The sequence below is a fragment of the Microbacterium sp. ProA8 genome (assembly GCF_039905635.1).
Classification (GTDB): Bacteria; Actinomycetota; Actinomycetes; order Actinomycetales; family Microbacteriaceae; genus Microbacterium; species Microbacterium chionoecetis.
Genome location: NZ_CP157000.1, coordinates 2,196,005 through 2,219,825, shown reverse-complemented (window position 1 = coordinate 2,219,825; position 23,821 = coordinate 2,196,005). Strand labels below are relative to the sequence as shown.

Here is a 23,821-nt window from a genome sequence, read left to right as displayed (position 1 = left end):
GTGCCAGACGCTCTGGTGCCGACAGCAGCGTGAGGAGGCGGGATGGTCAGCGAGCGAGGTCTGCAGGTGCTGCGGGCGATCGTCCAGGACTACGTCGACACGCGTGAGCCGGTCGGCAGCAAGACGATCGTCGAGCGGCACGCGTTCGGCGTGTCCGCCGCGACGATCCGCAACGACATGGCGCTGCTCGAGGACGAAGAGCTGATCGTCGCGCCGCACACGTCGTCGGGACGCGTTCCGACAGACAAGGGCTACCGCGTCTTCGTGGACCACCTCGCCGAGATCCGCCCGCTCTCCTCGGCGCAGCGCTCGGCCATCGCCTCGTTCCTCGACGGCTCGGGCGACCTCGACGACGTGCTCGTGCGCACGGTGCGCGCATTGACCCAGCTGACGGGTCAGGTCGCGATCGTGCAGTATCCGTCCTTCGCCCGCGCCAACGTGACCCACGTGGAGCTGGTGCAGCTCGGCGGCGGACGGATGCTGGTGATCGTCGTCACCGACACCGGCCGCGTGTCGCAGCGCCTGACCTTCGTCGGCGAGGACTTCGACGACACCGACCTCGCGCACATCCGCGCCCGGCTCGGCACGCTGCTGGTCGGACGGCCGGTGCGCGAGGGGCTCCAGCGCATCGCGGAGCGGCTCGAGGTGCCCGATGCCCAGGCGCCCGCGCACGAGCGTGCGACGGACGAGATCATCCGCGCCGTCGCCGAGGAGCTCGAGGAGTTCCGCCAGGACAAGCTGGTGATGGCCGGCAGCGCCAACCTGGCACGCAGCGAGTCCGACTTCCGCGGCAGCATCTACCCCCTCCTCGAGGCGATCGAGGAGCAGGTGACCCTGCTGCGGCTGATGGGAGAGATGGTGGCGGACGAGCAGGGCCTCGCCGCCAGCATCGGCCGGGAGAACGAGGCGTTCGGCCTGGCCGAGGCATCCGTCGTCGCCAGCGACTACGACGCGACCGGATCGCTCGCCCGCGTCGGCGTGCTCGGGCCCACGCGAATGGACTACCCCACCAACCTCGCGACGGTCCGTGCCGTCGCGCGCTACCTCACGCGCATGCTCGAGCAGGACGACAACTCCCGCTGACGCGGACGCGCATCATCTATTCCGCGGCACGGCCGCGGCAGGAAGGCGAAAGTGGCTGACCACTACGAGGTCCTTGGCGTCTCACGCGACGCCACCACCGACGAGATCAAGAAGGCGTACCGCAAGCTCGCCCGGCAGCTGCACCCGGACGTGAACCCCGGAGAAGACGCGTCCGAGCGCTTCAAGCTCGTGACGCACGCCTACGACGTGCTGAGCGATCCGGACCAGCGGGCACGCTACGACATGGGCGGCAACGACTCGCCGTTCGGCGGCGCCGGCGGCTTCGGCGGCTTCAACGACATCTTCGAGACCTTCTTCGGTTCCGCCGGCGGCGGGCGCGGCGGTCGCCCCCGTTCGCGACGCGAGCGCGGGCAGGACGCCCTGGTGCGCGTGACGCTCGAACTCGGCGACGTGGTGTTCGGCACGCACCGGGACATCGACGTCGACACCGCGGTGCTCTGCGAGACCTGTCAGGGCTCATGCTGCCAGCCGGGGACCAGCCCCGTCACCTGCGACATCTGCCACGGCACCGGCAACGTGCAGCGCCAGGTGCGGAGCCTCCTCGGCAACGTCGTCACGACGCAGCCGTGCAACGTCTGCCAGGGCTACGGCACCACGATCCCCTACCCCTGCGCGACCTGCCAGGGCCAGGGCCGCGTGCGCGCACGCCGCACCGTGTCGCTCGACATCCCCGCCGGCGTCGAGACCGGCCTGCGCCTGCAGCTGCCCGGCTCGGGTGAGGTCGGCCCCGCCGGCGGCCCCAACGGCGACCTGTACATCGAGGTCACCGTCTCGCCGCACGAGGTGTTCAGCCGCGACGGCGACGACCTGCTGGCGACGCTCGAGGTGTCGATGCCCGACGCGATCCTCGGCACCACCACGACGATCGAGTCGCTCGACGGCCCCGTCGATCTCGAGGTGCGCCCGGGCGTGCAGGCCGGCGACATCCTGACGATCAAGGGCCGCGGCATCACGCCGCTGCGCGGATCCCAGCGCGGCGACCTCCGGGTCGGCGTGCATGTCGTGACGCCGACGCGGCTCGACCACAAGGAGCGGGCCCTGATCGAGGAGTTCGCCAAGCGCACGAAGGCACCGGCTCCGCGACTCTCGGAGTTCCACCAGGGTCTGTTCGCCAAGCTGCGCGACCGGTTCCGGAACGCCTGACCGGTGGCCCTGCACTTCCTCCTCGACGAGCCGGTCGCCGCCGCGCCGGGCGACGCGGTGACCCTCCAGGGCGCCGAGGCGCACCACGCCTCGAGCGTGCGGCGGGTCCGCGCCGGCGAGGAGGTGACCGTCGGCGACGGGCGCGGTGCCTGGCTCACCGGTGTCGTGGAGTCGGTCGCATCCCGCGAGGTCGTGGTGAGGATCAGTGCGCGGACGGATGCCCCGCAGCCGAGCCCGCGCGTCGTGCTCGTGCAGGCGCTCGCCAAGGGCGATCGCGACGAGCTGGCGGTGCAGGCGGCGACGGAGCTCGGCGTCGATGAGATCGTGCCGTGGCAGGCCGCACGCAGCGTCTCGCGGTGGGACGCCGCGAAGGCGGTGAAGGGCCGCGCGCGGTGGGCGACCATCGTGCGCGAGGCGGCGAAGCAGGCCCACCGCCCCTGGGTGCCGACCGTGGCGGAGCTGACCTCGACGGCCGGGCTGGTGCAGCGGGCGGCGGCATCCCGTCTCCTCGTCCTCGAACCGACGGCGTCCGAGCGGCTCAGCACCCTCGCGGTCGACCACGGCGATGACCGCGATGTCGTGCTGGTCGTCGGACCGGAGGGCGGCATCGCGCCCGAAGAGCTCGACGCGCTCGTCGCCGCCGGGGCGCGGCTCGTGCGACTCGGCGACACCGTGCTGCGCACATCGACCGCCGGTCCTGCGGCCCTCGCGGTCGTGAGCACGGCCCTCGGCCGCTGGTGAGCGGTTCGGCGGCTCGACGCCGGCCCCCTGAGCCTGGCGAAGGGTCCCGTCGGTAGACTTGCGGCATGAGCGAGCCGTCGATCTTCACGCGCATCCGCAACGGAGAGATCCCGTCCGAGATCATCGCGGAGACCGAGAACGCCTTCGCGATCCGCGACATCGCCCCGAAGGCGCCCCTGCACCTGCTGGTGATCCCCAAGACCGAGGAGTACCGGAACGTCGTCGAGCTCGCGGCCGGCGATCCGGAGCTGATGGCCGAGCTCGTCGGCCTGGCGAACACCCTCGCCGCAGAGCATTCCGACGGAGACTTCCGTCTCGTGTTCAACACCGGTCCGAACGCGGGCCAGACCGTCTTCCACGTGCACGCCCATGTGCTCGCGGGAGGCCTCGAAGAGAAGAGTGTCGGTGCCTGATCAAGACGGTCATGAACCCCTGAGCGACGGCGGCAGCACGATCGAGCGCATCTACGCGGACGGCGTCGCCATGGTGCAGCTGCTCGGTCCGCAGGATCGTCTGCTGCGGGTCGTCGAACGGGAGCACCCCGGTGTCGACGTGCACGTGCGCGGCAACGAGATCACGCTCACCGGCGAGGCCGGCGCCGTCGCCGCGGCGCGGACGCTCGTCGACGAGCTGCTCGCCATGACGAAGGCCGGGCACGCGCTCGGCGAGGAGGACGTCGCCTCGTCGAACCGCATCCTCCGCACGGAGGGCGGGCCACGGCCGTCCGAGGTGCTCGGCGAGGCGATCCTGTCGTCGCGCGGTCGCGTCATCCGCCCCAAGACCCTGGGGCAGAAGGCGTACGTCGACGCGATCGAGGAGAGCACCATCGTGTTCGGCATCGGTCCGGCCGGCACGGGCAAGACGTACCTGGCGATGGCGAAGGCCGTGCAGGCGCTCCAGCGCAAGGAGGTCAGCCGCATCATCCTGACGCGGCCCGCCGTCGAGGCGGGGGAGCGGCTGGGATTCCTGCCCGGCACGCTCACCGACAAGATCGACCCGTATCTGCGGCCGCTCTACGACGCGCTCAACGAGATGATGGACCCCGAGCTCGTGCCCAAGCTCATGGCCACCGGCACCATCGAGGTCGCACCGCTGGCGTACATGCGCGGACGCACGCTGAACGACTCGTTCGTCGTGCTCGACGAGGCGCAGAACACGACCCCCGAGCAGATGAAGATGTTCCTCACGCGGCTGGGCTTCGGCACGCGCATGGTCGTCACCGGCGACATCACGCAGATCGACCTGCCCCAGGGCGCCTCGGGTCTGCGCCTGGTGACCCGGGTGCTGGACAACATCGACGACATCCACTTCGCGTATCTGACCAGCGACGACGTGGTCCGACACACGCTGGTGGGGCGGATCGTCGACGCCTACAGCGTGTACGACGAGCACCGCCTCGCCGCTCGCCGCGAGCGGGACGAGGCCGCCGAGTTCGCGAACCGCGCGGAGCGACGGGCCGCCGCACCCCGCAGCAGCGGACCCCGTGACCACCTTCCGAAGCGAGGACGCTCATGACCATCGAGATCGGCAACGAATCCGGGATCGCCGTCGACGAGACCGTCCTGCTCCGGCTCATGGAGCACAACTTCGCGGAGCTCCACGTGAGCCCTGACGCCGACGTCGCGATCCTGCTCGTCGACGAGGGTGCCATGGAGGCACTTCACGTGCAGTGGATGGACGAGCCGGGGCCGACCGACGTGCTGAGCTTCCCGATGGACGAGCTCCGTCCGGGCACCGAGGACGCCCCCACGCCTCCCGGGCTGCTCGGCGACATCGTGCTGTGCCCGCAGGTGGCCGAGACGCAGGCCGCGGCCGCCAAGCACTCGACGCTCGACGAGCTGATCCTCCTCACCACGCACGGCCTGCTCCACCTGCTGGGCTTCGACCATGCCGAGCCCGAGGAGGAGCGTGAGATGTTCGGACTGCAGCGCGAGCTCATCACCTCGTTCCAGGCGTCCGAGCGTCGACGACCCCGCACATGACCGCTGCGCTCCTCCTGATCGCGGCGGCGCTGTTGCTCGCGTTCGGCGCCCTGATGGTCGCGATCGACGCCGCCCTCAGCGTGACCTCGCGCGCCGACCTCGCCGAGCTCGGCGCGGGGGACCGCAACGCCGAGGCGCTGCGCAAGATCGCGGCCGATCCCGATGCGCACGCGAATGCGGTGATCTTCATCCGCGTCCTCGCAGAGACGACCGCGGCCGTGCTCGTGACGGTCGCGTTCACCGACCTCTTCAACAACATCTGGTGGGCGATGCTCGCCGCCGCGGTGCTGATGACCGGCGTGTCGTACGTCGTCGTGGGCGCGAGCCCGCGCACTCTGGGCCGGCTGCACGCCAAGGCCCTGCTGCGGGGCGCGGCGCCCGTCATCCGCGGAGTCAGGATCATCCTCGGTCCGCTCGCCCACGGCCTCGTCGCCCTCGGCACCCGCATCACGCCGGGTGGTTCGCGCGGGTCGTCGTTCGCGTCCGAGGAGCAGCTGCTCAGCATCATCGACGAGGCCGCGGAGAACGAGCTCATCGAGCAGGACGACCGGGAGCTCATCCACTCGGTCTTCGACTTCACCGACACCTTCGTGCGAGCGGTCATGGTGCCGCGCACCGACATGGTCACCGTGGACGCGTCCACGTCGACCCGCGAGGCGATGAAGGTGTTCCTCGAGAAGGGCGTGTCACGCGTCCCCATCGTCGACGACGACGCCGATGACGTGGTCGGAGTGCTGTATCTCAAGGACCTGGTGCAGTTCGGCTTCCGCGACGAGACGGGGTGGCGGGATGCCCCGATCAAGCGCATCGCACGACCTGCCGTGTTCGTGCCCGAGTCGATGAAGGCCGAGACGCTGCTGCAGCAGATGAAGCGCGACGCGGTGCACGTGTGCCTCGTGGTCGACGAGTACGGCGGCGTCTCGGGACTCGTCACGCTCGAAGACCTCATCGAGGAGCTCGTCGGTGAGATCTCGGACGAATACGACCCTCGGGCCGAGGAAGTAACCGAGCTCGAGCCCGGTCACTACCGCGTGAGCGCGCGTCTCGGTCTCGACGAGGTCGGCGATCTGTTCGGCCTCGAACTGGAGGACGATGACGTCGACTCGATCGGCGGCCTACTCGGCAAGGCGCTCGGTCGAGTGCCCCAGCCGGGCGCGACGGCCGAGTACGCCGGCCTGGTGCTCACCGGCGGCGCATCCCGCGGACGCGGCCGCGGCATCTCGACGGTGTTCGTCGAACGCGGCGACCCGGCCCTCGACCCTGCCGGCAGCAACGGCCGGCCTCGCACGGGCGAGATCCGCATCACGAGCCCCCGCACCGGCGAGATCCGGCTGCCGAAGAAGGAAGACACTCCATGACCGAGAACGACGCCACCCCGGCCGTCGAGCCAGCCGCTGCTGCGGGGTCGACCCCCGAGCCCGGGTCCCCCGCCGGCCGTTCGGGCTTCGTCACCTTCGTCGGCCGCCCGAACGTCGGCAAGTCGACGCTCACGAACGCCCTGGTCGGCGAGAAGGTGGCGATCACCAGCGACAAGCCGCAGACGACGCGGCGCGCCATCCGCGGCATCGTGAACCGCCCGGGCGGCCAGCTGGTGATCGTCGACACGCCGGGCCTCCACAAGCCCCGCACCCTGCTCGGGCAGCGTCTGAACGACCTCGTCGAGCAGGTGCTGGGCGATGTCGATGTGATCGGCTTCTGCGTGCCCGCCACCGAGAAGGTCGGTCCCGGCGACCGTCGCATCGCGGAGTCGCTGGGCGGCTACGGCCGCGCGAAGAAGGTCGCGATCGTGACGAAGACGGATGCCGCGACCCGCGAAGAGATCACCGAGAGGCTGATCGAGGTCGACCAGCTGCGCGAGGACTGGGCCGCTGTCATTCCGCTCTCGGCACTGACCCGTGATCAGCTCGACGTGCTGACCGACGAGCTGCTCGTCCTCATGCCCAAGGGCCCGGCGCTCTACCCCGACGGCGTCGTCACCGACGAGTCGACCGAGGACCGCATCGCCGAGATCATCCGCGAGGCGGCGCTCGAGGGCGTGCGCGACGAGCTGCCGCACTCCATCGCCGTCACGATCGAGGACATCTCCGAGCGCGACACGGGTTCGATGACCGACATCCACGCGAACCTCATCGTCGAGCGCGACAGTCAGAAGGCGATCATCATCGGCCACAAGGGCTCACGCCTGCGCGACGTCGGCGCGCGTGCTCGCGCGCAGATCGAGCCGCTGGTCGGCACGAAGGTCTTCCTGAAGCTGCACGTGCGCGTCGCGAAGGAATGGCAGCGAGACCCGAAGCAGCTGGGACGCCTCGGCTTCTGACGCGGTGTCCGCGGCTCACCCGCCGGTCGGCGTGATCGCCGACCGGATGATGACCGTCTCCTCGCCGTACTCCGCGTCCGCGGCATCCTGCCAGCTGCCGTCATCCCAGACGACGTCGACCCACAGCCAACCGTCCTGCGGGTACGAACTCAGGTAGGCGTCGCCGAGGCGATCGGGCAGCTCCTCCTGGATCGCGGCGAGCTCGGACTCGTCGCCGGCGCCCGGCTTGCCACCCGTCGGATCCTCGGGACGGAGCGGGTCGTACAGCGCGAGCAGGATGGGATCCTGGGTGACGGTGAACGTCGTGCCGTCGTAGGTGCCGCGGACGGCGTACGCGCCCCAGGTCACGTCGCCCGACGACTCCGCGCCCTCGACGTCGTCCCACGTCCAGCCCTCGAGCGGGATCCCCGTGCACTGCGGAGGGTACGACTCCGCCACCGGTCCCAGGCAGAGCCGGGTGTCGCCCGACACCTCGAGCACGGTGCCCGTCGCAGACACCTCGCCCGCCGGGGGAACGGGGGTGATGGCGCCGAGTGAGGGCGACGCAGGCGTGCTCCCCGGATCCGCGCTGGCGCAGGATGCGGCGACGAGGGGGATGGACACGGCGATGGCGGCGATGCCGAGCAGACGGCGCAGACCTCTCATACCCACATGGTGTCGCATGCGACACGATCGTCTCAGAGACGGATGCCTCGGCCGCCGCCCGTCTGGGGTTCGCGCTGCGCGCAAGACCGGGTGTAGCCTGGTTGCATGCGCTTCGGCGGGCTTCTCCTTCTTAGCCGCCGCGACGAGACCTCGTTCTAGGGCCTTCCTCGTCGCGGAGCTTTCGTTCGGCCCGCATCATCAGGCATCGAGCCACCCCGACCGGGTCGTCGGCTCGAACAGACGAGAGAAGCGATCAATCATGGAGAACAACCAGAAGCCGTCCGGCATGCCGGTCCACAAGTACCTGCCGTATCACGAGCAGATCGCCGTCGACCTGCCCGACCGCACGTGGCCGAGCCAGCGGATCACCACCGCACCGCGCTGGTGTGCCGTCGATCTGCGGGACGGCAACCAGGCGCTCATCGATCCGATGAGCCCCGAGCGCAAGCGCGTCATGTTCGATCTCCTCGTGCGGATGGGCTACAAGGAGATCGAGGTCGGCTTCCCCTCGGCGAGCCAGACCGACTTCGACTTCGTGCGTCAGCTCATCGAAGAGAACCTCATTCCGGACGACGTCACCATCCAGGTGCTGACGCAGGCGCGTGCGCACCTCATCGAGCGCACGTACGAGTCGATCGCCGGCGCCAAGCAGGCGATCGTCCACCTGTACAACTCGACCAGCGTGCTGCAGCGCGAGGTCGTCTTCCGCACGGACGAGCAGGGCATCATCGACATCGCCCTGGAGGGCGCGCGGCTGTGCCGCGAGTTCGAGAAGCGCATCCCCGAGACGCGGGTGTTCTACGAGTACTCGCCCGAGAGCTACACCGGCACCGAGCTGGAGTTCGCGGTCGACGTGTGCAACCAGGTGATCGAGATCTTCGAGCCGACGCCCGAGCGCAAGGTCATCATCAATCTGCCCGCCACGGTCGAGATGGCGACTCCGAACGTCTATGCCGACTCGATCGAGTGGATGAGCCGTCGCCTCGCGCACCGCGAGAACGTGATCCTCTCGCTGCACCCCCACAACGACCGCGGCACCGCGATCGCCGCGGCGGAGCTCGGCTACATGGCCGGCGCCGACCGGATCGAGGGGTGCCTCTTCGGCAACGGCGAGCGGACCGGCAACGTCGACCTGGTCGCGCTCGGCGTCAACCTGCTGACGCAGGGCATCGATCCCCAGATCGACTTCAGCGACATCGACCAGGTCAAGCGCACCGTCGAGTACTGCAATCAGCTCCCCGTCCATGAGCGCAGCCCCTGGGCGGGCGACCTGGTGTTCACCGCGTTCAGCGGATCGCACCAGGATGCGATCAAGAAGGGCTTCGAGGCGATGGAGGCACGGGCGGCCGCGGCCGGTGTCACCGTCGACGACATCGACTGGGCCGTGCCGTACCTGCCCATCGACCCGAAGGACCTGGGCCGCTCCTACGAGGCCGTCATCCGCGTCAACTCGCAGTCGGGCAAGGGCGGGGTCGCGTACCTGCTCAAGACCGACCACTCGCTCGATCTGCCCCGCAAGCTGCAGATCGACTTCTCGGGTGTCGTGCAGGCCAAGACGGATGCCGAGGGCGGCGAGGTCACGAGCGACCAGATCTGGAAGATCTTCACCGACGAGTACCTGCCTGCCGAGGTCGCGGATGAGCGCTGGGGCCGCTTCGAGCTGCTGGCGACGAGCACTCGCAGCGACCTGTCGGGTGACGTCGCGCTCGACATCACGCTGCGTGACGGCGACGACCGGTTCGAGGCATCCGGCCGGGGCAACGGCCCGGTGGCGGCGTTCCTCGAGATCATCCGCGCACAGGGATTCGACGTGACGCTCTACGACTACGTCGAGCACGCCCTCAGCGCCGGTGGCGACGCCCAGGCCGCGGCGTACATCGAACTGCAGGTCGATGGTGAGCGCCTCTGGGGCGTCGGCATCGACTCGGACATCTCGACCGCATCGCTCAAAGCGATCGTGTCGGGCGTGAACCGCGCCATCCGCACGCGGCAGCGCTCCGGGGCCCTCGCGGCCGTCTGAGCGCGAACCGTCGACGGGTGTGCGCGGGTGATCCCCGCGTGCACCCGTCGGTGTGCGTTCGGCCTGCTTTCGGACGCCGGCAGCCGAGGGGGCCGAGCCCCGCTCAGGGCTTGACGATCGGGATCGCCGACGTCTCGACGGCGACCTTACGCCGATACAGCGCGCGCTGTTCCGGCAGAGAGATGTCGAAGATCACCGCGAGCAGGCGGATCACCGTGGTCACAGCGATCCCGATCACGGCGGCGACCACCAGGTTCGCGCCGAGCTCGTGCGAGAGCGCCAGGACGAGGCATCCGGCCCCCGCGGCCACCGCGTAGAGCGAGCCGACGTGCATGATCGCGACGGGAAGCCCCATGATCATGTCCCGCAGGATGCCGCCGCCGACCGCCGCGCAGACCCCGACGAACACGGCCGGCACGAGCGGCAGCCCGACCGCGAGGGCCTTGCTGGTGCCGAAGGCGCCGAACAGCCCGATGACCAGTGCGTCCAGACCGAGGATCACCGCGTTGAGCCGCTGGAACAGACCGGCGAGCAGCATCCCGAACAGTGCCGCACCGGTCGCGGTCAGCAGATACCAGTTGCTCTGCAGGGTGGTGGGTGTCACGTTCAGCAGCAGATCGCGGATGAGACCGCCCCCCATGCCCACCACGATCCCGATGATGGCGACTCCGAGCAGGTCGAGTCGCCGCTGACCGCGGAACCCGGAGGCGAAGAGGGCGCCTTGGATGCCGCCGAGGCCCACGGCGATGAGGTCGGCCCACAAGGGGATCACGAAGACAGGCTCGTCCACCCCTCCATTGTCGCGTCCGGAGGCGCAAGATGCCGGGTGCCCCGCGCGAGCGTGTGCGGGCACGCGGAGGGACACGTGGTGCAGGATGGGGACATGCCGGACGGCGACGACGGGAGCAGAGATGCCGCGGCCCACGCCCGTGGCCGCCTCATCAGTGCGGTCGACGTCGTGCGCGGCCGGCTCAGCGCTGCCACGCTGCCGCTAGAGGGAGCCGGCGTCGCGGAGGCTCGATCGCGTCGGCACGACATCCTCGCGCAGATCGATGACTACCTCCTGCCGCGGCTGCGATCGGACGGAGCCCCGCTCCTGGTCGTCGTCGGCGGATCGACAGGCGCGGGCAAGTCGACCCTCGTGAATTCCGTTCTGGGCGCCGCCCTCACGACCCCGGGCGTTCTGCGGCCGACGACCCGCTCGCCGGTCCTCGTGCACCACCCCGCCGACGCACCGTGGTTCGCGCCCGAGCGGATCCTTCCGACCTTGACGCGCATCCACACGACCGTGGCCTCCGGAGGATCCTCCGTCGACGAGCGTGACGGCACCGCGGCGTCCGGCGTGCGGGCGCTCCGGCTCGCCCCCTTCGCCGGGATGCCCCCGGGGCTCGCGCTTCTCGACGCGCCCGACATCGATTCCGTGGAGGTCGCGAACCGGGAACTCGCCGCACAGCTGCTGGCGGCCGCGGATCTCTGGCTGTTCGTCACGACGGCGGCGCGCTACGCCGACGCCGTCCCATGGGAGCTGTTGCGCGCAGCCGCAGCGCGCCACGCCCAGCTGGCCCTCGTCCTGGACCGCGTCGACGCGGGCGGTGACGCCGTCGTGTCGGACCTCCGTCGCATGATGCTCGAACACGACCTCGGCGACGCGCCGCTCTTCGTCGTGCCCGAGGCCCGGCTCGATCCCGACGGACTGCTCCCCGAAGCAGCCGTCGCCGACATCTCGGGGTGGCTCACCGACCTGGGCGGAAGCGCAGACGCCCGTGATGATGTGGCGCTCGCCACGCGCGACGGGGTCCTGACCGATCTCGCGGAGGCCGTGCGGGGTGTCGCCGCCGCCGCCGACGGGCAGGCGGCCTCCGCGGCGCGCCTTCGGCAGATCGTCGAGGCCGCGTACGCCGAAGCGTCGTCGCAGATCGCAACGGCGACGACAGACGGCGCGATGCTCCGCGGCGAGGTGCTCACGCGATGGCAGGACTTCGTCGGAGCAAGCACCTTCATGCGCTCGATAGAACGCGGCGTGAGCCGCGCCCGCGACGCCGTCGTCTCGTTTTTCCGTGGCGGGGAACCCGACGCGAAGCCGGTCGAGCTCGCGATCGCCAGCGGACTCGAGGCCATCACGATCGATGCGATGGAGACGGCACGGGAACGGGTGCGCTCCGCCTGGCGCAGCGACCCGGCCGGTGCGGGGATCCTCGTGGACGCCGGAGCGACGGCGGGGGTGACGGGCGTCAGCACGGCCGACCTCAGATCGGCGATCGCCGAGCAGATCCGCGCATGGCAGGGCGACGTGCTCGCCATCGTGCAGGAACAGGGAGCGGACCGCCGCGGCCTGGCCAGGGGACTGAGCTTCGGCGTCAACGGTCTGGGCGTGGCTCTCATGCTGGTCGTCTTCGGCAGCACGGGAGGCCTCACCGGCATCGAGGTCGGAGTCGCCGGAGGGACGGCGCTGCTCGCACAGAAGGTGCTCGAAGCCGTGTTCGGCGACGACGCCGTCCGCAGGCTCACGGCCGAGGCATCCGAGCGACTCACCCGGCGCCTGGGGTCTCTGCTCGATGCCGACGCCTCCATCGCTCTCACGGCGGTCACGGCTCTCGCCATCTCGGAGTCGGCAGGCGACGAGCTGCGGGATGCCGCTGAGGAGCTGAGGCGCGCATCCGCCGAGGAACGCCGCGCGCGGGTGGTGAACGCCCCGCGCGCCGCGAGTCCCGTGCCCGCGCTCCGTGGCGCGCACCTTCGTGGCGTCGACATCGCCGCGCGAGGCGTCAGCGCCGAGGAATCCGGTGCACCGGCGACGCCAGGCCCCGCGGAGGAGCCGAGGAAGCCCGGATTCTGGCAGCGGCTGCTGGGCAGGCAGGGCTGATGGCGCGGACGACACTCTCCCAGCGCGCCGCGGATCTGCGTGTCGCGGCCGACGCCGCGGAGGGACGGATCGCCGACGAGGTGATCGCCGCTGCGCGGCTGGCCCTGCAGCGTGCGGGGGAGCGTTCGCAGCTGTCGGCCGAGCACACGGTCGTCGCACTCGCAGGGGCGACCGGCACGGGCAAGTCCACGTTGTTCAATCTCCTCACCGGAGCGGACCTCGCCCGCACGAGCCAGCAGCGCCCCACGACCGCGTTCCCCCTTGCCGCCATCGCCGAGTCCTCCGACATCGCAGCCGGCTCGGCCGCCCTCCTCGACTGGCTCGGAGTGAAGGAGCGTCACGAACTCGACGTCTCATCGAGGCACCCCGAAGGCCTCGTCTTGCTGGACCTGCCTGACCACGACTCCGTGGTCACCGAGCACAGGGTGCGCGCCGACCACGTGACCGAACGAGCCGATCTGCTGGTGTGGGTCACCAACCCGCAGAAGTACGCCGACGCGGTCCTCCACTCCCGCTACCTCATTCCCCTCGCCGGTCACGAGGACTCGGTGGTCGTCGTGCTCAACCAGCTCGACCGCCTGACCCACGAAGACGCTGCCGCGTGCCTGGCTGACCTGACGCGCCTCGTGGAGGCCGATGGACTCCGGGCGCGCATCCTCGGCGCGTCCGCACACAGCGGCGAAGGCGTGCCCCAGCTCGAAGCCCTCATCGCGCGTGCCGTCGACCGGCGGGAGGCGTCGACCGCGCGTCTCACGGCCGATGTGCGTCACGCGGCGTCCGAGCTGCTCGCCGCCCTTCCTGGCACGGCGCCGGACGCACGCGCGCTGGCCGACGCCCGCCGCCGCCTCGTCGACGCACTTGAGCATGCGGCCGGCATTCCTCTCGTCGTCGACGCGGTGCGCGACTCGAGCCTGCGCGACGGGTTCGCCCGCACCGGGTGGCCACCGACGCGCTGGGTGCGAGCGCTGCGCGCCGACCCGCTGCGCACACTGGGGCTTCGCCCACCCGAGCGCCGGCGCGAGGTGGACGCGCCTGCGGATTCGGAGCTCATCCGCTCGTCGCTTCCGACGGCATCCCCGGCCGTTCGCGCACAGGTCGCGACCGCCACCCGCACCTACGTCGCGGCCGCCGCCGCGGCGCTTCCCGGCGGCGCGCAGGAACGCGTCAACGCCCGCGCTGTCGCGGCCTCGGCCGGCATCGTCGACTCCGTCGACCGCGCGATCGTGCGGACAGTCGAAGTGCGCAGCGCGCGCTGGTGGGGTGTGGCGAACGTGATGCAGTGGCTGCTGCTCGCCGTCGCCATCGCCGGGGGCGCCTGGCTCGGGCTGCTCGCCCTTCTGGACTATCTCCGGATGCCGACGGAGGGCCTCGTGCCGATGCTGGCGGTGGGCGAGTTCGACGTGCCCTGGCCGACCCTGCTGCTGGTGGCGGGTGCGGCGCTCGGCCTCATGCTCGCCGTCGCGTCGGCGTTCGCAGTGCGGGCGGGCGCCCGGCGACGAGCCGCCCGCGTGGCCGGGCGGCTGCGAGACGGCATCGCGGCAGTCGCGCATGACGAGATCCTCGACGAGGTCGACGCCGAGCTCACGGCGCTCACGACGGCGCGGGAGGCAGCCCGCCGCGCCGCGCGCTGATCAAAGCGGCGCGGACGCCTGGGCCGGCGAGCGGGCGTCGAACTCAGGGGATGTGCGTGCGGACCGCCTGCAGGAAGCCGTCGACGTCGTCGGCCCAGAGCCGCACCGCATCGATCTCGACCGCGTTGCCCGACAGCCTCGTGCGCACCGGCTTCTCGAGCACGATGAGGATGTTGGTCTCGTTCGCCATGCGCAGCGACAGCGTGCGCCCGTGCTCCTCGTCGCGAAGCTTCGGTGCCTTCTCGGCGACGTCGCGCGACCGCTCGACCGACGCCACCGCCTCCCACGGCAGGTCGACATCGACGTCCGCGCCCACGCGCGCACGGATGCCGTCCGGACCGACGGCGTGGGGACGCGTGAGGTAGCTCAGCGCGAGGCCGATCATCCAGGTGAGCCCCCAGATCCCGAGGATCAGAAGCGGGATGCGCACCCACGGCCACGGGTGGACGATGAGATCGATGATGGGGATCTCCACCGCAGACAGCACGATGAAGATCATCAGGATCGTGAAGACGGGGGAGTGGTACGCGAACCCGGTGGCCCCGGCGGGGACGCGCGGGCGGCGGAAGATCCAGCGGTAGAGGCTCTGCCAGATCCCGATCTCGGCGCGCCACGCGAGTGCGGCGAGACGTCGTAGGCGCTGCCCGAACGACGCGGGCGTCGGTCGCGGCGTCTGGGTCGTGGTCGGGGTGCTCATGCGTGCTCCACTCGCTCGTCCTGCCGTGCCGCATGCTCGGCGACGAGGCGCTGCAGCGTGGTCAGGACATGCTGCAGAGCGTCGGCCGTGACGCGTACGGTCTCGTCGTCCAGCCCGGCGATCAGATCGCTGCCGAGCGACTCGTGCTCGGCATCCATCGCCTGCATGATCGAGAGTCCGCGTTCCGTCAGGTGCACCAGCACGGCGCGGCGATCGGACGGATGCGGCTCCCGCCGCGCGAAGCCCGTCGCTTCCAGCGCGTCGACGAGCGTCGTGACGTGGCGCGGCGTGACGCCGATCGCCTCGGCCAGCTGAGCCTGGGTCACCGGCCCGCCGTGGTACAGCACCCACAGCAGATGGGTGCGGGGCTGGGTGAGTCCGCGCCGCTCCAGTTCGGCCGCCTGATCGGCCTCCAGCACCTGCGACAGGGCGAGCAGGGTGTCGAGGATCTTCGTGCCGGACATAGTGAACAGACTACATTATGTTCCTCCGGGGTTGACCCACGCAGCGTCCGTTGGGATCCTTGCGGAGGGGCGACGCAGCACTGGGGAGAAGCGATGGCGATGGCCATGTCCGATCGCGCGAAACGAGCGAAGGCGTCGGTCGACGTCGTCACGGCGTACTTCGCACGCATCCAGGCGACGGCCGACGACGCCGACGCTCTCGATTTCACGTTCGGCAACCCGCACGAGCTGGCGCTCCCGGGGCTGACCGCGGCGATCCAGGCGCAGGTCGAGCCGCGATCGGTGGACTGGTTCGCGTACAAGTCGAGCGAGAGGGTCGCGCAGGAGACGATCGCGGCGGGCCTGCGCACCGAGCTCGGCCTCGACTTCGAGCCCGACGACATAGCCATGACCCAAGGCGCGTTCGGCGCGCTCTCGCTGACGTTCGCGATGCTGGCGGACGCGGGCGACGAGGTCGTCATCCCCGTACCCGGATGGTTCTGCTACGAGCCGATGCTCGAGGCCGCGAACCTCGTCCCGGTCCGCGCCGCGCTCGATGCCGAGACGTTCGATCTCGACGTCGACGCGATCGCTCGCGCGATCGGCCCGCGGACGCGGCTCGTCGTCGTCAACTCTCCGGCCAACCCGACCGGACGCGTCTATTCGCAGGACACCTGGCGGGCGCTCGCGGACGTGCTCGAACAGGCATCTCTCACGCACGGTCGCCGCATCTGGCTCGTCTCCGACGAGCCGTATCGGCGCATCCGTTTCGACGGCGTCGCCTTCGCCAGCCCCGCCGGCTCGTACCCGTGGACGGTCATCGACTACAGCTACGGCAAGGTGCTGCTCGCACCGGGACAGCGCCTCGGGTACCTCGCTCTGTCGCCGCTCATCCCGGCGGCCGAACGGGACGAACTGCGCGCTGCGCTCATGCCCCTGGGTCTCGCGATCGGATGGGGCTTCCCCGACGCCGTCATGCAGTACTCGGTGCCGGCGCTCGAGTCGGTGTCGCTCGACATGGCCGAACTCGCCCGGAAGCGGGATCGGCTGTACGGCGCGCTCACCGATGCGGGCGTGCGCGTCACCCGGCCCGAGGGCACTTTCTACCTGTGGGGCGAAGCGCCGGGCGGCGACGCGGCCGCCTTCTGCGATGCCCTCGCGGCACGCGGGATCTACGTGATGCCCGGGACGCTCTTCGACCAGCCGCGCCACTTCCGGATGTCGCTCACCGCCACCATGGAGACCATCGACCGGGCGCTGCCCGATCTCACGGAGATCGCCGCGGGGCTCGGCACCACGGCCGCCGGGGCGTCAGCGCCCCTACCGGGGAGACCGCATCCATAATTGACGGGTGCCCACCTACCGCGATGAAGTCGTGGTCCTGCGTACCCACAAGCTGGGGGAAGCCGACAGGATCGTGACGATGCTCAGCCGCCGCCACGGCAAGCTGCGCGCGGTCGCGAAGGGGGTCCGCCGCACGTCGTCGCGCTTCGGTGCGCGGCTCGAGCCGTTCATGGTCGCCGACGTCCAGCTGTACCAGGGCCGCTCGCTCGACATCGTGCAGCAGGCCGAGTCGCTGGGCTCATACGGTGCCGAGATCGTGGCGCACTACGACCGCTACACGTCTGCCCACGCGATGGTCGAGGCGGCGGACCGGCTGAACGAGGCCGAGGCGACGCCGCAGCAGTACCTCCTTCTCGTGGGCGGCCTGCGGGCGCTCTCGCGTGGCGAGCACGCGTCTCGCAGCGTGCTCGACTCCTACCTGCTGCGCGCCATGGCGCTCTCGGGGTGGGCGCCAGGCCTCGGTGAGTGCGCGCGGTGCGGACGCAGTGGCCCCCATGACACGTTCGTCGCACAGCAGGGCGGGATCATCTGCCGCGACTGCGCGCCCACCGGGGCCGCGCGCGTCGACTCGGCCACGGTCTCCCTCCTGCAGTCGCTCATGGCAGGGGAGTGGGACGTGGTGGATGCCGCCTCCGCCGGCTCGACGGCTGCCGCCTCGGGCCTCATCGCGGCCTATGCCCAGTGGCACCTGGAGCGCGGCATCCGTTCGCTCTCGCACGTCTCCGCCCCGCAGGAAGGCCCTCGGTGACTCCCAAGCCCTACACGCATCGCGACGCGGTGCCGTATCGCCCGCTGGACTGGACCGGCGTGTACCCGCCCGAGTACCCCCGCGGCGCCGTGCCGAACCACGTGGCGATCGTCATGGACGGCAACGGCCGTTGGGCGAATCGCCGGGGTCTCACCCGCATCGAGGGGCACAAGGCGGGCGAGGCCGCCCTTCTCGACGTCGTCGCCGGAGCCATCCAGGCCGGCGTCAAGCACCTCTCGGTGTACGCGTTCTCGACCGAGAACTGGTCGCGCTCGCCCGAAGAGGTGCGCTTTCTCATGGGGTACAACCGCGACGTGCTGCATCGCCGCCGTGATCAGCTCAACGAATGGGGCGTGCGGATCCAGTGGGCGGGACGCAAGCCGCGGCTGTGGTCGAGCGTCATCAAAGAGCTGCAGTTCGCCGAGCGCCTCACGGCCGGCAACGACGTGCTGACCCTGACCATGTGCGTCAACTACGGGGGCCGCATCGAGCTCGTCGACGCCATGCGCTCCATCGCCGACGACGTCGCGGCGGGCCGGATCAAGCCGTCGGCCGTCTCGGAGAAGCTCATCCAGCGACGGCTGTACCGCCCCGACATGCCCGATGTCGACCTCTTCCTGCGCTCGAGCGGCGAGCAGCGCACGTCGAACTTCCTGCTGTGGGAGTCGGCGTACGCGGAGTTCGTCTTCCTCGACACATTGTGGCCGGATTTCAGCCGCGAAGACCTGTGGGACGGCATCGACACGTACCTCGGTCGCAACCGCCGATTCGGCGGCGCCGTCGACGCTCCCGACGCCTCGGCCTCCTGATTCCAGCCCGGCACGCGGTCGGGGTATCCAGCGAGCCCCAGCGCCCTCATCATTGACGTGAGCCGCGGACGCGGCCGGTCAGGAGGCGCATCATGGCGCTGTCACGACCTGGGGTCGGCATTGCCGCGGGCCTGAGCATCGTCCTGCTGCTCGCTCTGTCGGGATGCGACACCCCGGTGACCGAGGAGGGCGCAGACCGAACGACGACCGCGAGTCCCCGTCCATCTCCGGATGCCACGCCCACCGACGACGGTGGAGGCGACGACGGTGAGGGCGACGCGGACGGGGGAGAGGACCCGGCGCAGGATCGTGTGCGCACCGGGCCCGTCGCCCAATACGGCGGCCCGGCCTACGGTGACCAGGGCGTCGCCGAGATCATCGAGGCGGGCATGTGGTGCAAAACCATCAAGGTCTTCTGGGGCGGGGACGTCCCGGAGGGCGTCCGCTTCACCTTCCAGAGCGCGGTGACAGACCGCCCCGGCCTCGCGGTGAAAAGCGAGGTCTGCGGTTCGCGGGAAGCCGACCGCGGTTGCCTTGACATGACCGTCGAGGCGAACGAGTCCGAGATCACATGCAGTCTCGTGCTCCGTCCTGGAAGTGACTTCCAGGACGGCACCAAGATCACTTTCGTGGGCACTCTGGAGTGCCCGACCGCCGAGATCTGCGACATCGTCGCCGCTCGCGAAGTGATCCCAGGACCGGCGATCATCGTCGAGGACCCGGACGTCTCGGACGACGAGGAGCAGAACCAGGATCAGGATCAGGATCAGGATCAGGATCAGCAGGATCAGGGCGAGGATCAACAGGATCAGGACGAGGATCAGGATCAGGATCAACAGGACGAGGATCAACAGGACCAGCAGGAGCAGGACCAGCAGGAGCATGACCAGGATCAGCAGGAGGAGGGGAGCGGGTGATGGCTCGCCGCGCGCGCACTCGGCGGCCGGCGCAGTCGGCCGTCGGCGCGCCCGCGGCGCAGACGACGAACACCACCGCAACCCCGCCCGACCCCGCCGCCGCACCGCGCCGCGAGACCGGACTGGGCTTCGAGAAGTGGATGGGGTTCCTGTCGTCGTTCGTGGCACCGCTCACCCTGGTCACGGCGCTGCTGTTCTACTTCGGCTACGTCTCGACGCGCGAGTTCTTCCGCTACTTCGGCGTGGACGTCGACATCATCGGACTGAGCTCCGAGGAGTTCGTCATGCGCAGCCCCGGAGCGCTGTTCGTCCCCGTCATGGTGCTCACTCTGCTGGCGGTCCTGGCGATCCTCGGCCACCGCGCGCTGCGGAAGTGGCTCGTGGTGCAGCAGCGGGCCACACAGCGCCGCGTGATCGGAACCGTCGCGTGGACCGGCATCGCGTTCGTGCTCGCCGGTCTCGCACTGGCCTTCGTGGTGCCGTTCCTCCCCGGATGGACCTACGGACAGCTGCTGACGCCGCTGTTCCTCGCAATCGGAGCGGGCCTCGCCGCCTACGCGGCGTCGACCGTGCGCGCCCTGGACAGCGCGAGCGGCGGCCGGGGCGTCGTGGTACTGCTCGTGCTCGTGATGATCGCGGGCACGTTCTGGTCGACGGCGACCATTGCGCAGTGGTGGGGTCTCGGGCAGGCGCGGTCGCTCGCGGCCGACCTCAGCACGCTGCCGGCGGTGGTCCTCGACACGCGCGAGCGGCTCTACCCCGGCAACGACGACATCACGTTCCAGCAGCTCGGCGACGAGGCAACCACCGAAGATCCCGCCGCAGGGGAGCCCACGTTCGACTACCGCTATTTCGGCCTCCGGCTGCTCGCGCAGGGTGGAGGCCGGCTGTACCTGGTGCCGGACGCGTGGTCACCGGATGCCTCGACCATCGTCGTGCCGTACGACGATGTGCGCGTGCGATTCCGGTTCGTGCCTGACGCCGACCCGCCGACGAACTGAGCATTCCGCCTGACGTCGCATTCGGCGGAATAGAAGCGCGGACGCGGGCGGTTGTCCTGAGCATGACGGACGCCATCAAGATCGACGTGTGGAGCGACATCGCCTGCCCCTGGTGCTACATCGGCAAGCGCAACCTCGAGAACGGGCTGGCCGCGGCATCCGCCGACGACGACGCCCCCGCCGTGGAGGTGACCTTCCACTCGTTCGAGCTCTCGCCCGACACTCCCGTGGATTTCGAAGGCGATGAGCTGGACTTCCTCGCGAAGCACAAGGGCATGCCGCGCGAGCAGGTCGAGCAGATGCTCCAGCGCGTCACGGGCGTCGCCGCCGACGCCGGCCTCGAGTACCGCTTCGACCTCCTCAAGCACACCAACACCGTCAAGGCTCACGAGCTGCTCCACTTCGCCAAGGGGCAGGGCCGCCAGCACGAGCTCGCCGAGCGGCTCATGGCCGCGTACTTCACCGAGGGCCGTCACCTCGGGCGTGAGGACGAGCTCGTGGAGCTCGCCACGGATGCCGGACTCGACGCCGACGCCGCGCGCGTGGCCCTGCAGAGCGGCCGCTACCTCGACGCCGTCCGAGCCGACCAGGCGCAGGCCACGGCGTACGGCATCAACGGCGTGCCGTTCTTCGTGATCGACGGCAAGTACGGCGTGTCCGGCGCTCAGCCCGCCGAGGCCTTCGCGCAGATCGTGCGCCAGGTCTGGTCGGAGCACCGCGAGCCCGCCGTCGCCGACGCCTGATCCCCGACCGCCGGAACGGGCTCGTCGCGATCTCTCGCGCCGGGCCCGTTCTCCGACTGCGGATCTCCGGACGGATCGGCGTCGATGACGGCGACGATGCCACAGGGAAGCGGTCCGTTCAGCCAAGGGACGGATTCCTGTAAGAGAATGGAGTCGTGACGACTGCCCTCGCTCCCGCGCGCACGCTGCGCATCGGGCCCATCGAACTCGATGCGCCCGTCGTGCTGGCGCCGATGGCGGGCATCACGAACACCGCGTTCCGGCGGCTCTGCCGCGAGTACGGAGCGGGCCTCTACGTCAGCGAGATGATCACGACCCGCGCCCTCGTCGAGCGCAATGCCACGACGATGCGCCTGATCACGCACCACGAGTCCGAGAAGCCGCGCTCGATCCAGCTCTACGGCGTGGACCCTGCGACGACCGAGGCCGCCGTGCGCCTCCTCGTCGAGGAGGATCGCGCCGACCACATCGACCTGAACTTCGGCTGCCCCGTTCCCAAGGTGACCCGCAAGGGTGGGGGAGCGGCGCTGCCGTGGAAGCTCGGGCTGTTCCGCGACATCGTGACGCGCGCTGCGCGCGCCGCCGGCGACATCCCGCTCACCGTCAAGATGCGCAAGGGCATCGACGCCGATCACCTCACCTACCTCGACGCCGGCCGCATCGCGGAGGACGCCGGCGTGGCCGCCGTGGCACTGCACGCGCGCACGGCGTCGGAGTTCTACTCGGGCAACGCCGACTGGTCGGCGATCGCCGCACTCAAGCAGGCCGTCACGAGCGTCCCCGTCCTCGGAAACGGCGACATCTGGTCGGCCGAGGACGCCGTCCGCATGATGGACGAGACCGGCTGCGACGGCGTCGTCGTCGGTCGTGGCTGCCTCGGGCGACCCTGGCTCTTCGGTGACCTCGCCCGCGCTCTCGGCAACCCGGGCGCCGCACCCGCCGCGCCGGTCGATGCGACCCTCGGGTTCGTCGCGCGCGCCTTCCGCCGGCACGCGGAGCTGCTCGTCGACTTCTTCGAGGACGAGGGCCGCGGCTGCCGCGACATCCGCAAGAACGTCGCCTGGTACTTCAAGGGCTACCCGGTGGGTGGCGAGCTGCGAGCGAGCCTGGCGACCGCATCCACCCTCGCCGAGATCGACGATCTGCTCGCCACCATGGAACTCGACGCCCCCTACCCGGGTGCGGCGGCGGAGGGGCAGCGCGGTCGTGCGGGCACCCCCAAGCGCCCCGCCCTGCCCGACGGCTGGCTGAACTCCCGCGAGCTCGGGGCCGCGGCATCCACCGCCCTCGCCGAAGCGGAACTCGACCACAGTGGCGGGTGACGTGGCGGGCGCGTCCGACCGCCCAGCGGGGTACGACGACGCCGATGCCGCCCGCTTCCTTCCCGAGCGCCACCGGTCGCAGCGCGACGACTTCGCGCGGGATCGAGCCCGAGTGCTGCACTCCGCGGCGCTCCGGCGTCTCGCCGCGAAGACGCAGGTGCTCAGTCCCGCGAGCCCGGCCGACTTCGCGCGCAACCGCCTGACCCATTCGCTCGAGGTCGCGCAGGTCGGGCGCGAACTCGCGACGGCGCTCGATCTCGCAGCCGACGTCGTCGACACCGCCTGCCTCAGCCACGACCTCGGGCATCCGCCCTTCGGCCACAACGGCGAGCGGGCGCTGAACGAGTGGGCCGAGGGCTTCGGCGGGTTCGAAGGCAACGCGCAGACGCTGCGCATCCTCACGCGGCTCGAACCCAAGGTCATCGACGCCGAGGGTCGCAGCTTCGGGCTGAACCTCACACGCGCGAGCCTCGACGCCGCCTGCAAATACCCGTGGACGGCCGACCACCCGCTGCCCGACCCGGGCGGGCGGCTGAAGTTCGGCGTGTACCCCGAAGACGAAGAGGTCTTCCGCTGGCTGCGCGCCGAGGCGCCGGGCCGTGTGCGCTGCATCGAGGCCGAGGTGATGGACCTCTCGGACGACATCGCCTACTCCGTGCACGACTTCGAGGATGCGGTGGTCAACGGCTACCTCGACCCCGCGCGCCTCGTGGATCCGCGCGAGCACCAGTGGCTCCTCACCGCGATCCAGTCGTGGGTCGGCTTCGACTTCGCGCGGGACGAGCTCGAGGACGCCCTGTTCCGCCTGACCCGGATGCCCGAGTGGATCGACTCGTTCGACGGCACGCGCCCGGCGCTGGCGCGGCTCAAGAACCTGACCTCCGATCTCATCGGCCGCTTCGCGCGCGCGGCCACGATGGCCACCCGGGAGTCGTACGCGACCTCCGTGCTGACCCGCTACCGCGGGCACCTCGTGGTGCCCCGCATCGTCGAGGCCGAGATGGCGGTGCTCAAGGGCATCATCGGCGCAGCGGTCGTCTCGATCGAGGGACGCAAGGACCTCTACAAAGAGCAGCGACGCCTGCTCAAGCGCGTCGCCACCGCGCTCTGGGAGCGACCCGACGCGCTGGACCCGCTGCACGCGGAGGACTTCGCCGCGGCCGAGACGGATGGCGCACGCCGGCGGGTCATCGTCGATCAGGTGGCGAGCCTCACCGACCAGCTGGCGATCGCGTGGCACGGGTCCCTCATCGGGCAGGTTGATGCGGCATCCGTCGGCGTCTGGGCGCCGGGAGCCCGGCCGATGGACGCCGCGGCGCGCACCATGCGCGATCCGTCCGAGGTGCGCTGA

The 23,821-nt window shown here is 70.5% G+C and carries 23 protein-coding genes; 19 read left to right on the top strand and 4 right to left on the bottom strand.

Annotated elements, in window-relative coordinates; translation table 11 throughout:
* The first annotated feature begins 42 nt into the window (after positions 1-42).
* The 8 genes from hrcA (at position 43) to era (ending at position 7,287) form a co-directional block, all read left to right on the top strand.
* Positions 43-1,083 (top strand): heat-inducible transcriptional repressor HrcA, encoded by a 1,041-nt coding sequence (gene hrcA, locus ABG085_RS09755; RefSeq protein WP_347975555.1) that lies wholly within the window; start codon positions 43-45, stop codon positions 1,081-1,083.
* A gap of 51 nt (positions 1,084-1,134) precedes the next feature.
* On the top strand, positions 1,135-2,247 hold the full coding sequence (gene dnaJ, locus ABG085_RS09750; RefSeq protein WP_163617230.1) for a molecular chaperone DnaJ: 1,113 nt from the start codon (positions 1,135-1,137) through the stop codon (positions 2,245-2,247).
* A gap of 3 nt (positions 2,248-2,250) precedes the next feature.
* On the top strand, positions 2,251-2,988 hold the full coding sequence (locus ABG085_RS09745; RefSeq protein ID WP_347975554.1) for a 16S rRNA (uracil(1498)-N(3))-methyltransferase: 738 nt from the start codon (positions 2,251-2,253) through the stop codon (positions 2,986-2,988).
* A 65-nt stretch (positions 2,989-3,053) separates the two neighbouring features.
* Positions 3,054-3,401 (top strand): HIT domain-containing protein, encoded by a 348-nt coding sequence (locus ABG085_RS09740; RefSeq protein WP_347975553.1) that lies wholly within the window; start codon positions 3,054-3,056, stop codon positions 3,399-3,401.
* Positions 3,402-3,471: 70 nt separating this feature from the next.
* Entirely contained in the window at positions 3,472-4,503 is a 1,032-nt protein-coding gene (locus ABG085_RS09735) for a PhoH family protein (protein ID WP_347979163.1), read from the top strand.
* Positions 4,500-4,970: an rRNA maturation RNase YbeY gene (gene ybeY / locus ABG085_RS09730; protein ID WP_347975552.1), complete on the top strand. Its 471-nt coding sequence runs from the start codon at positions 4,500-4,502 to the stop codon at positions 4,968-4,970. The genes ABG085_RS09735 and ybeY overlap by 4 nt, the downstream gene beginning before the upstream one ends.
* A complete protein-coding gene (locus ABG085_RS09725) occupies positions 4,967-6,328 on the top strand; it encodes a hemolysin family protein (RefSeq protein WP_347975551.1) in 1,362 nt (453 codons plus the stop codon). The genes ybeY and ABG085_RS09725 overlap by 4 nt, the downstream gene beginning before the upstream one ends.
* Positions 6,325-7,287, top strand: a complete 963-nt coding sequence (gene era, locus ABG085_RS09720; RefSeq protein ID WP_347975550.1) for a GTPase Era — start codon at positions 6,325-6,327, stop codon at positions 7,285-7,287. The genes ABG085_RS09725 and era overlap by 4 nt, the downstream gene beginning before the upstream one ends.
* A gap of 15 nt (positions 7,288-7,302) precedes the next feature.
* On the opposite strand, the gene ABG085_RS09715 is transcribed toward era, so the two are convergent.
* Positions 7,303-7,932, bottom strand: a complete 630-nt coding sequence (locus ABG085_RS09715) for a hypothetical protein (protein ID WP_347975549.1) — start codon at positions 7,930-7,932, stop codon at positions 7,303-7,305.
* A 259-nt stretch (positions 7,933-8,191) separates the two neighbouring features.
* Here ABG085_RS09715 and leuA point away from each other — a divergent pair, with 259 nt between their 5' ends.
* Entirely contained in the window at positions 8,192-9,952 is a 1,761-nt protein-coding gene (gene leuA / locus ABG085_RS09710; RefSeq protein ID WP_347975548.1) for a 2-isopropylmalate synthase, read from the top strand.
* Positions 9,953-10,055: 103 nt separating this feature from the next.
* On the opposite strand, the gene ABG085_RS09705 is transcribed toward leuA, so the two are convergent.
* Positions 10,056-10,742 (bottom strand): TRIC cation channel family protein, encoded by a 687-nt coding sequence (locus ABG085_RS09705; RefSeq protein ID WP_347975547.1) that lies wholly within the window; start codon positions 10,740-10,742, stop codon positions 10,056-10,058.
* Between the two features lie 93 nt (positions 10,743-10,835).
* On the opposite strand from ABG085_RS09705, the gene ABG085_RS09700 reads away from it, so the two are divergent.
* Positions 10,836-12,815 carry a dynamin family protein gene (locus ABG085_RS09700; RefSeq protein WP_347975545.1) on the top strand — a complete coding sequence of 660 codons (1,980 nt, stop codon included), beginning with the start codon at positions 10,836-10,838 and terminating at the stop codon, positions 12,813-12,815.
* Positions 12,815-14,446: a GTPase gene (locus ABG085_RS09695; protein ID WP_347975544.1), complete on the top strand. Its 1,632-nt coding sequence runs from the start codon at positions 12,815-12,817 to the stop codon at positions 14,444-14,446. The genes ABG085_RS09700 and ABG085_RS09695 overlap by 1 nt, the downstream gene beginning before the upstream one ends.
* 43 nt (positions 14,447-14,489) lie before the next feature.
* Here the strand turns inward: ABG085_RS09695 and ABG085_RS09690 are convergent, their stop codons facing one another.
* Positions 14,490-15,143 (bottom strand): hypothetical protein, encoded by a 654-nt coding sequence (locus tag ABG085_RS09690; protein ID WP_347975543.1) that lies wholly within the window; start codon positions 15,141-15,143, stop codon positions 14,490-14,492.
* On the bottom strand, positions 15,140-15,607 hold the full coding sequence (locus ABG085_RS09685; protein WP_347975542.1) for a MarR family transcriptional regulator: 468 nt from the start codon (positions 15,605-15,607) through the stop codon (positions 15,140-15,142). The genes ABG085_RS09690 and ABG085_RS09685 overlap by 4 nt, the downstream gene beginning before the upstream one ends.
* A gap of 99 nt (positions 15,608-15,706) precedes the next feature.
* On the opposite strand from ABG085_RS09685, the gene ABG085_RS09680 reads away from it, so the two are divergent.
* The 8 genes from ABG085_RS09680 to ABG085_RS09645 all read left to right on the top strand — a co-directional run bounded on the left by ABG085_RS09680 (position 15,707) and on the right by ABG085_RS09645 (position 23,821).
* Positions 15,707-16,930 (top strand): aminotransferase class I/II-fold pyridoxal phosphate-dependent enzyme, encoded by a 1,224-nt coding sequence (locus tag ABG085_RS09680; RefSeq protein ID WP_347975541.1) that lies wholly within the window; start codon positions 15,707-15,709, stop codon positions 16,928-16,930.
* A 7-nt stretch (positions 16,931-16,937) separates the two neighbouring features.
* The gene (gene recO, locus ABG085_RS09675; protein ID WP_347975540.1) at positions 16,938-17,678 is read left to right on the top strand and encodes a DNA repair protein RecO; all 741 of its coding nucleotides are present in this window, start codon (positions 16,938-16,940) and stop codon (positions 17,676-17,678) included.
* A complete protein-coding gene (locus ABG085_RS09670) occupies positions 17,675-18,487 on the top strand; it encodes an isoprenyl transferase (RefSeq protein WP_347975539.1) in 813 nt (270 codons plus the stop codon). Before recO ends, ABG085_RS09670 begins: the two co-directional genes overlap by 4 nt.
* 92 nt (positions 18,488-18,579) lie before the next feature.
* On the top strand, positions 18,580-19,404 hold the full coding sequence (locus ABG085_RS09665) for a hypothetical protein (protein WP_347975538.1): 825 nt from the start codon (positions 18,580-18,582) through the stop codon (positions 19,402-19,404).
* Positions 19,404-20,405, top strand: coding sequence for a hypothetical protein (locus ABG085_RS09660; RefSeq protein ID WP_347975537.1), 1,002 nt, complete (start codon positions 19,404-19,406; stop codon positions 20,403-20,405). The genes ABG085_RS09665 and ABG085_RS09660 overlap by 1 nt, the downstream gene beginning before the upstream one ends.
* Positions 20,406-20,467: 62 nt before the next feature.
* Complete coding sequence (locus ABG085_RS09655; RefSeq protein ID WP_347975536.1) at positions 20,468-21,148, top strand: DsbA family oxidoreductase; 681 nt, start codon at positions 20,468-20,470, stop codon at positions 21,146-21,148.
* A gap of 155 nt (positions 21,149-21,303) precedes the next feature.
* Positions 21,304-22,470, top strand: coding sequence for a tRNA dihydrouridine synthase DusB (gene dusB, locus ABG085_RS09650; RefSeq protein ID WP_347975535.1), 1,167 nt, complete (start codon positions 21,304-21,306; stop codon positions 22,468-22,470).
* A complete protein-coding gene (locus ABG085_RS09645) occupies positions 22,460-23,821 on the top strand; it encodes a deoxyguanosinetriphosphate triphosphohydrolase (RefSeq protein ID WP_347975534.1) in 1,362 nt (453 codons plus the stop codon). The genes dusB and ABG085_RS09645 overlap by 11 nt, the downstream gene beginning before the upstream one ends.

What these genes read in the sequence shown, in the direction of transcription:
- hrcA (WP_347975555.1), top strand. Translation starts at nt 43, where the DNA reads ATGGTCAGCGAGCGAGGTCTGCAGGTGCTGCGGGCGATCGTCCAGGAC.
- ABG085_RS09740 (WP_347975553.1), top strand. Translation starts at nt 3,054, where the DNA reads ATGAGCGAGCCGTCGATCTTCACGCGCATCCGCAACGGAGAGATCCCG.
- ABG085_RS09735 (WP_347979163.1), top strand. Translation starts at nt 3,472, where the DNA reads ATGGTGCAGCTGCTCGGTCCGCAGGATCGTCTGCTGCGGGTCGTCGAA.
- ybeY (WP_347975552.1), top strand. Translation starts at nt 4,500, where the DNA reads ATGACCATCGAGATCGGCAACGAATCCGGGATCGCCGTCGACGAGACC.
- ABG085_RS09725 (WP_347975551.1), top strand. Translation starts at nt 4,967, where the DNA reads ATGACCGCTGCGCTCCTCCTGATCGCGGCGGCGCTGTTGCTCGCGTTC.
- era (WP_347975550.1), top strand. Translation starts at nt 6,325, where the DNA reads ATGACCGAGAACGACGCCACCCCGGCCGTCGAGCCAGCCGCTGCTGCG.
- ABG085_RS09715 (WP_347975549.1), bottom strand. Translation starts at nt 7,932, where the DNA reads ATGAGAGGTCTGCGCCGTCTGCTCGGCATCGCCGCCATCGCCGTGTCC.
- leuA (WP_347975548.1), top strand. Translation starts at nt 8,192, where the DNA reads ATGGAGAACAACCAGAAGCCGTCCGGCATGCCGGTCCACAAGTACCTG.
- ABG085_RS09700 (WP_347975545.1), top strand. Translation starts at nt 10,836, where the DNA reads ATGCCGGACGGCGACGACGGGAGCAGAGATGCCGCGGCCCACGCCCGT.
- ABG085_RS09695 (WP_347975544.1), top strand. Translation starts at nt 12,815, where the DNA reads ATGGCGCGGACGACACTCTCCCAGCGCGCCGCGGATCTGCGTGTCGCG.
- ABG085_RS09690 (WP_347975543.1), bottom strand. Translation starts at nt 15,143, where the DNA reads ATGAGCACCCCGACCACGACCCAGACGCCGCGACCGACGCCCGCGTCG.
- ABG085_RS09685 (WP_347975542.1), bottom strand. Translation starts at nt 15,607, where the DNA reads ATGTCCGGCACGAAGATCCTCGACACCCTGCTCGCCCTGTCGCAGGTG.
- ABG085_RS09680 (WP_347975541.1), top strand. Translation starts at nt 15,707, where the DNA reads ATGGCCATGTCCGATCGCGCGAAACGAGCGAAGGCGTCGGTCGACGTC.
- ABG085_RS09665 (WP_347975538.1), top strand. Translation starts at nt 18,580, where the DNA reads ATGGCGCTGTCACGACCTGGGGTCGGCATTGCCGCGGGCCTGAGCATC.
- ABG085_RS09660 (WP_347975537.1), top strand. Translation starts at nt 19,404, where the DNA reads ATGGCTCGCCGCGCGCGCACTCGGCGGCCGGCGCAGTCGGCCGTCGGC.
- ABG085_RS09655 (WP_347975536.1), top strand. Translation starts at nt 20,468, where the DNA reads ATGACGGACGCCATCAAGATCGACGTGTGGAGCGACATCGCCTGCCCC.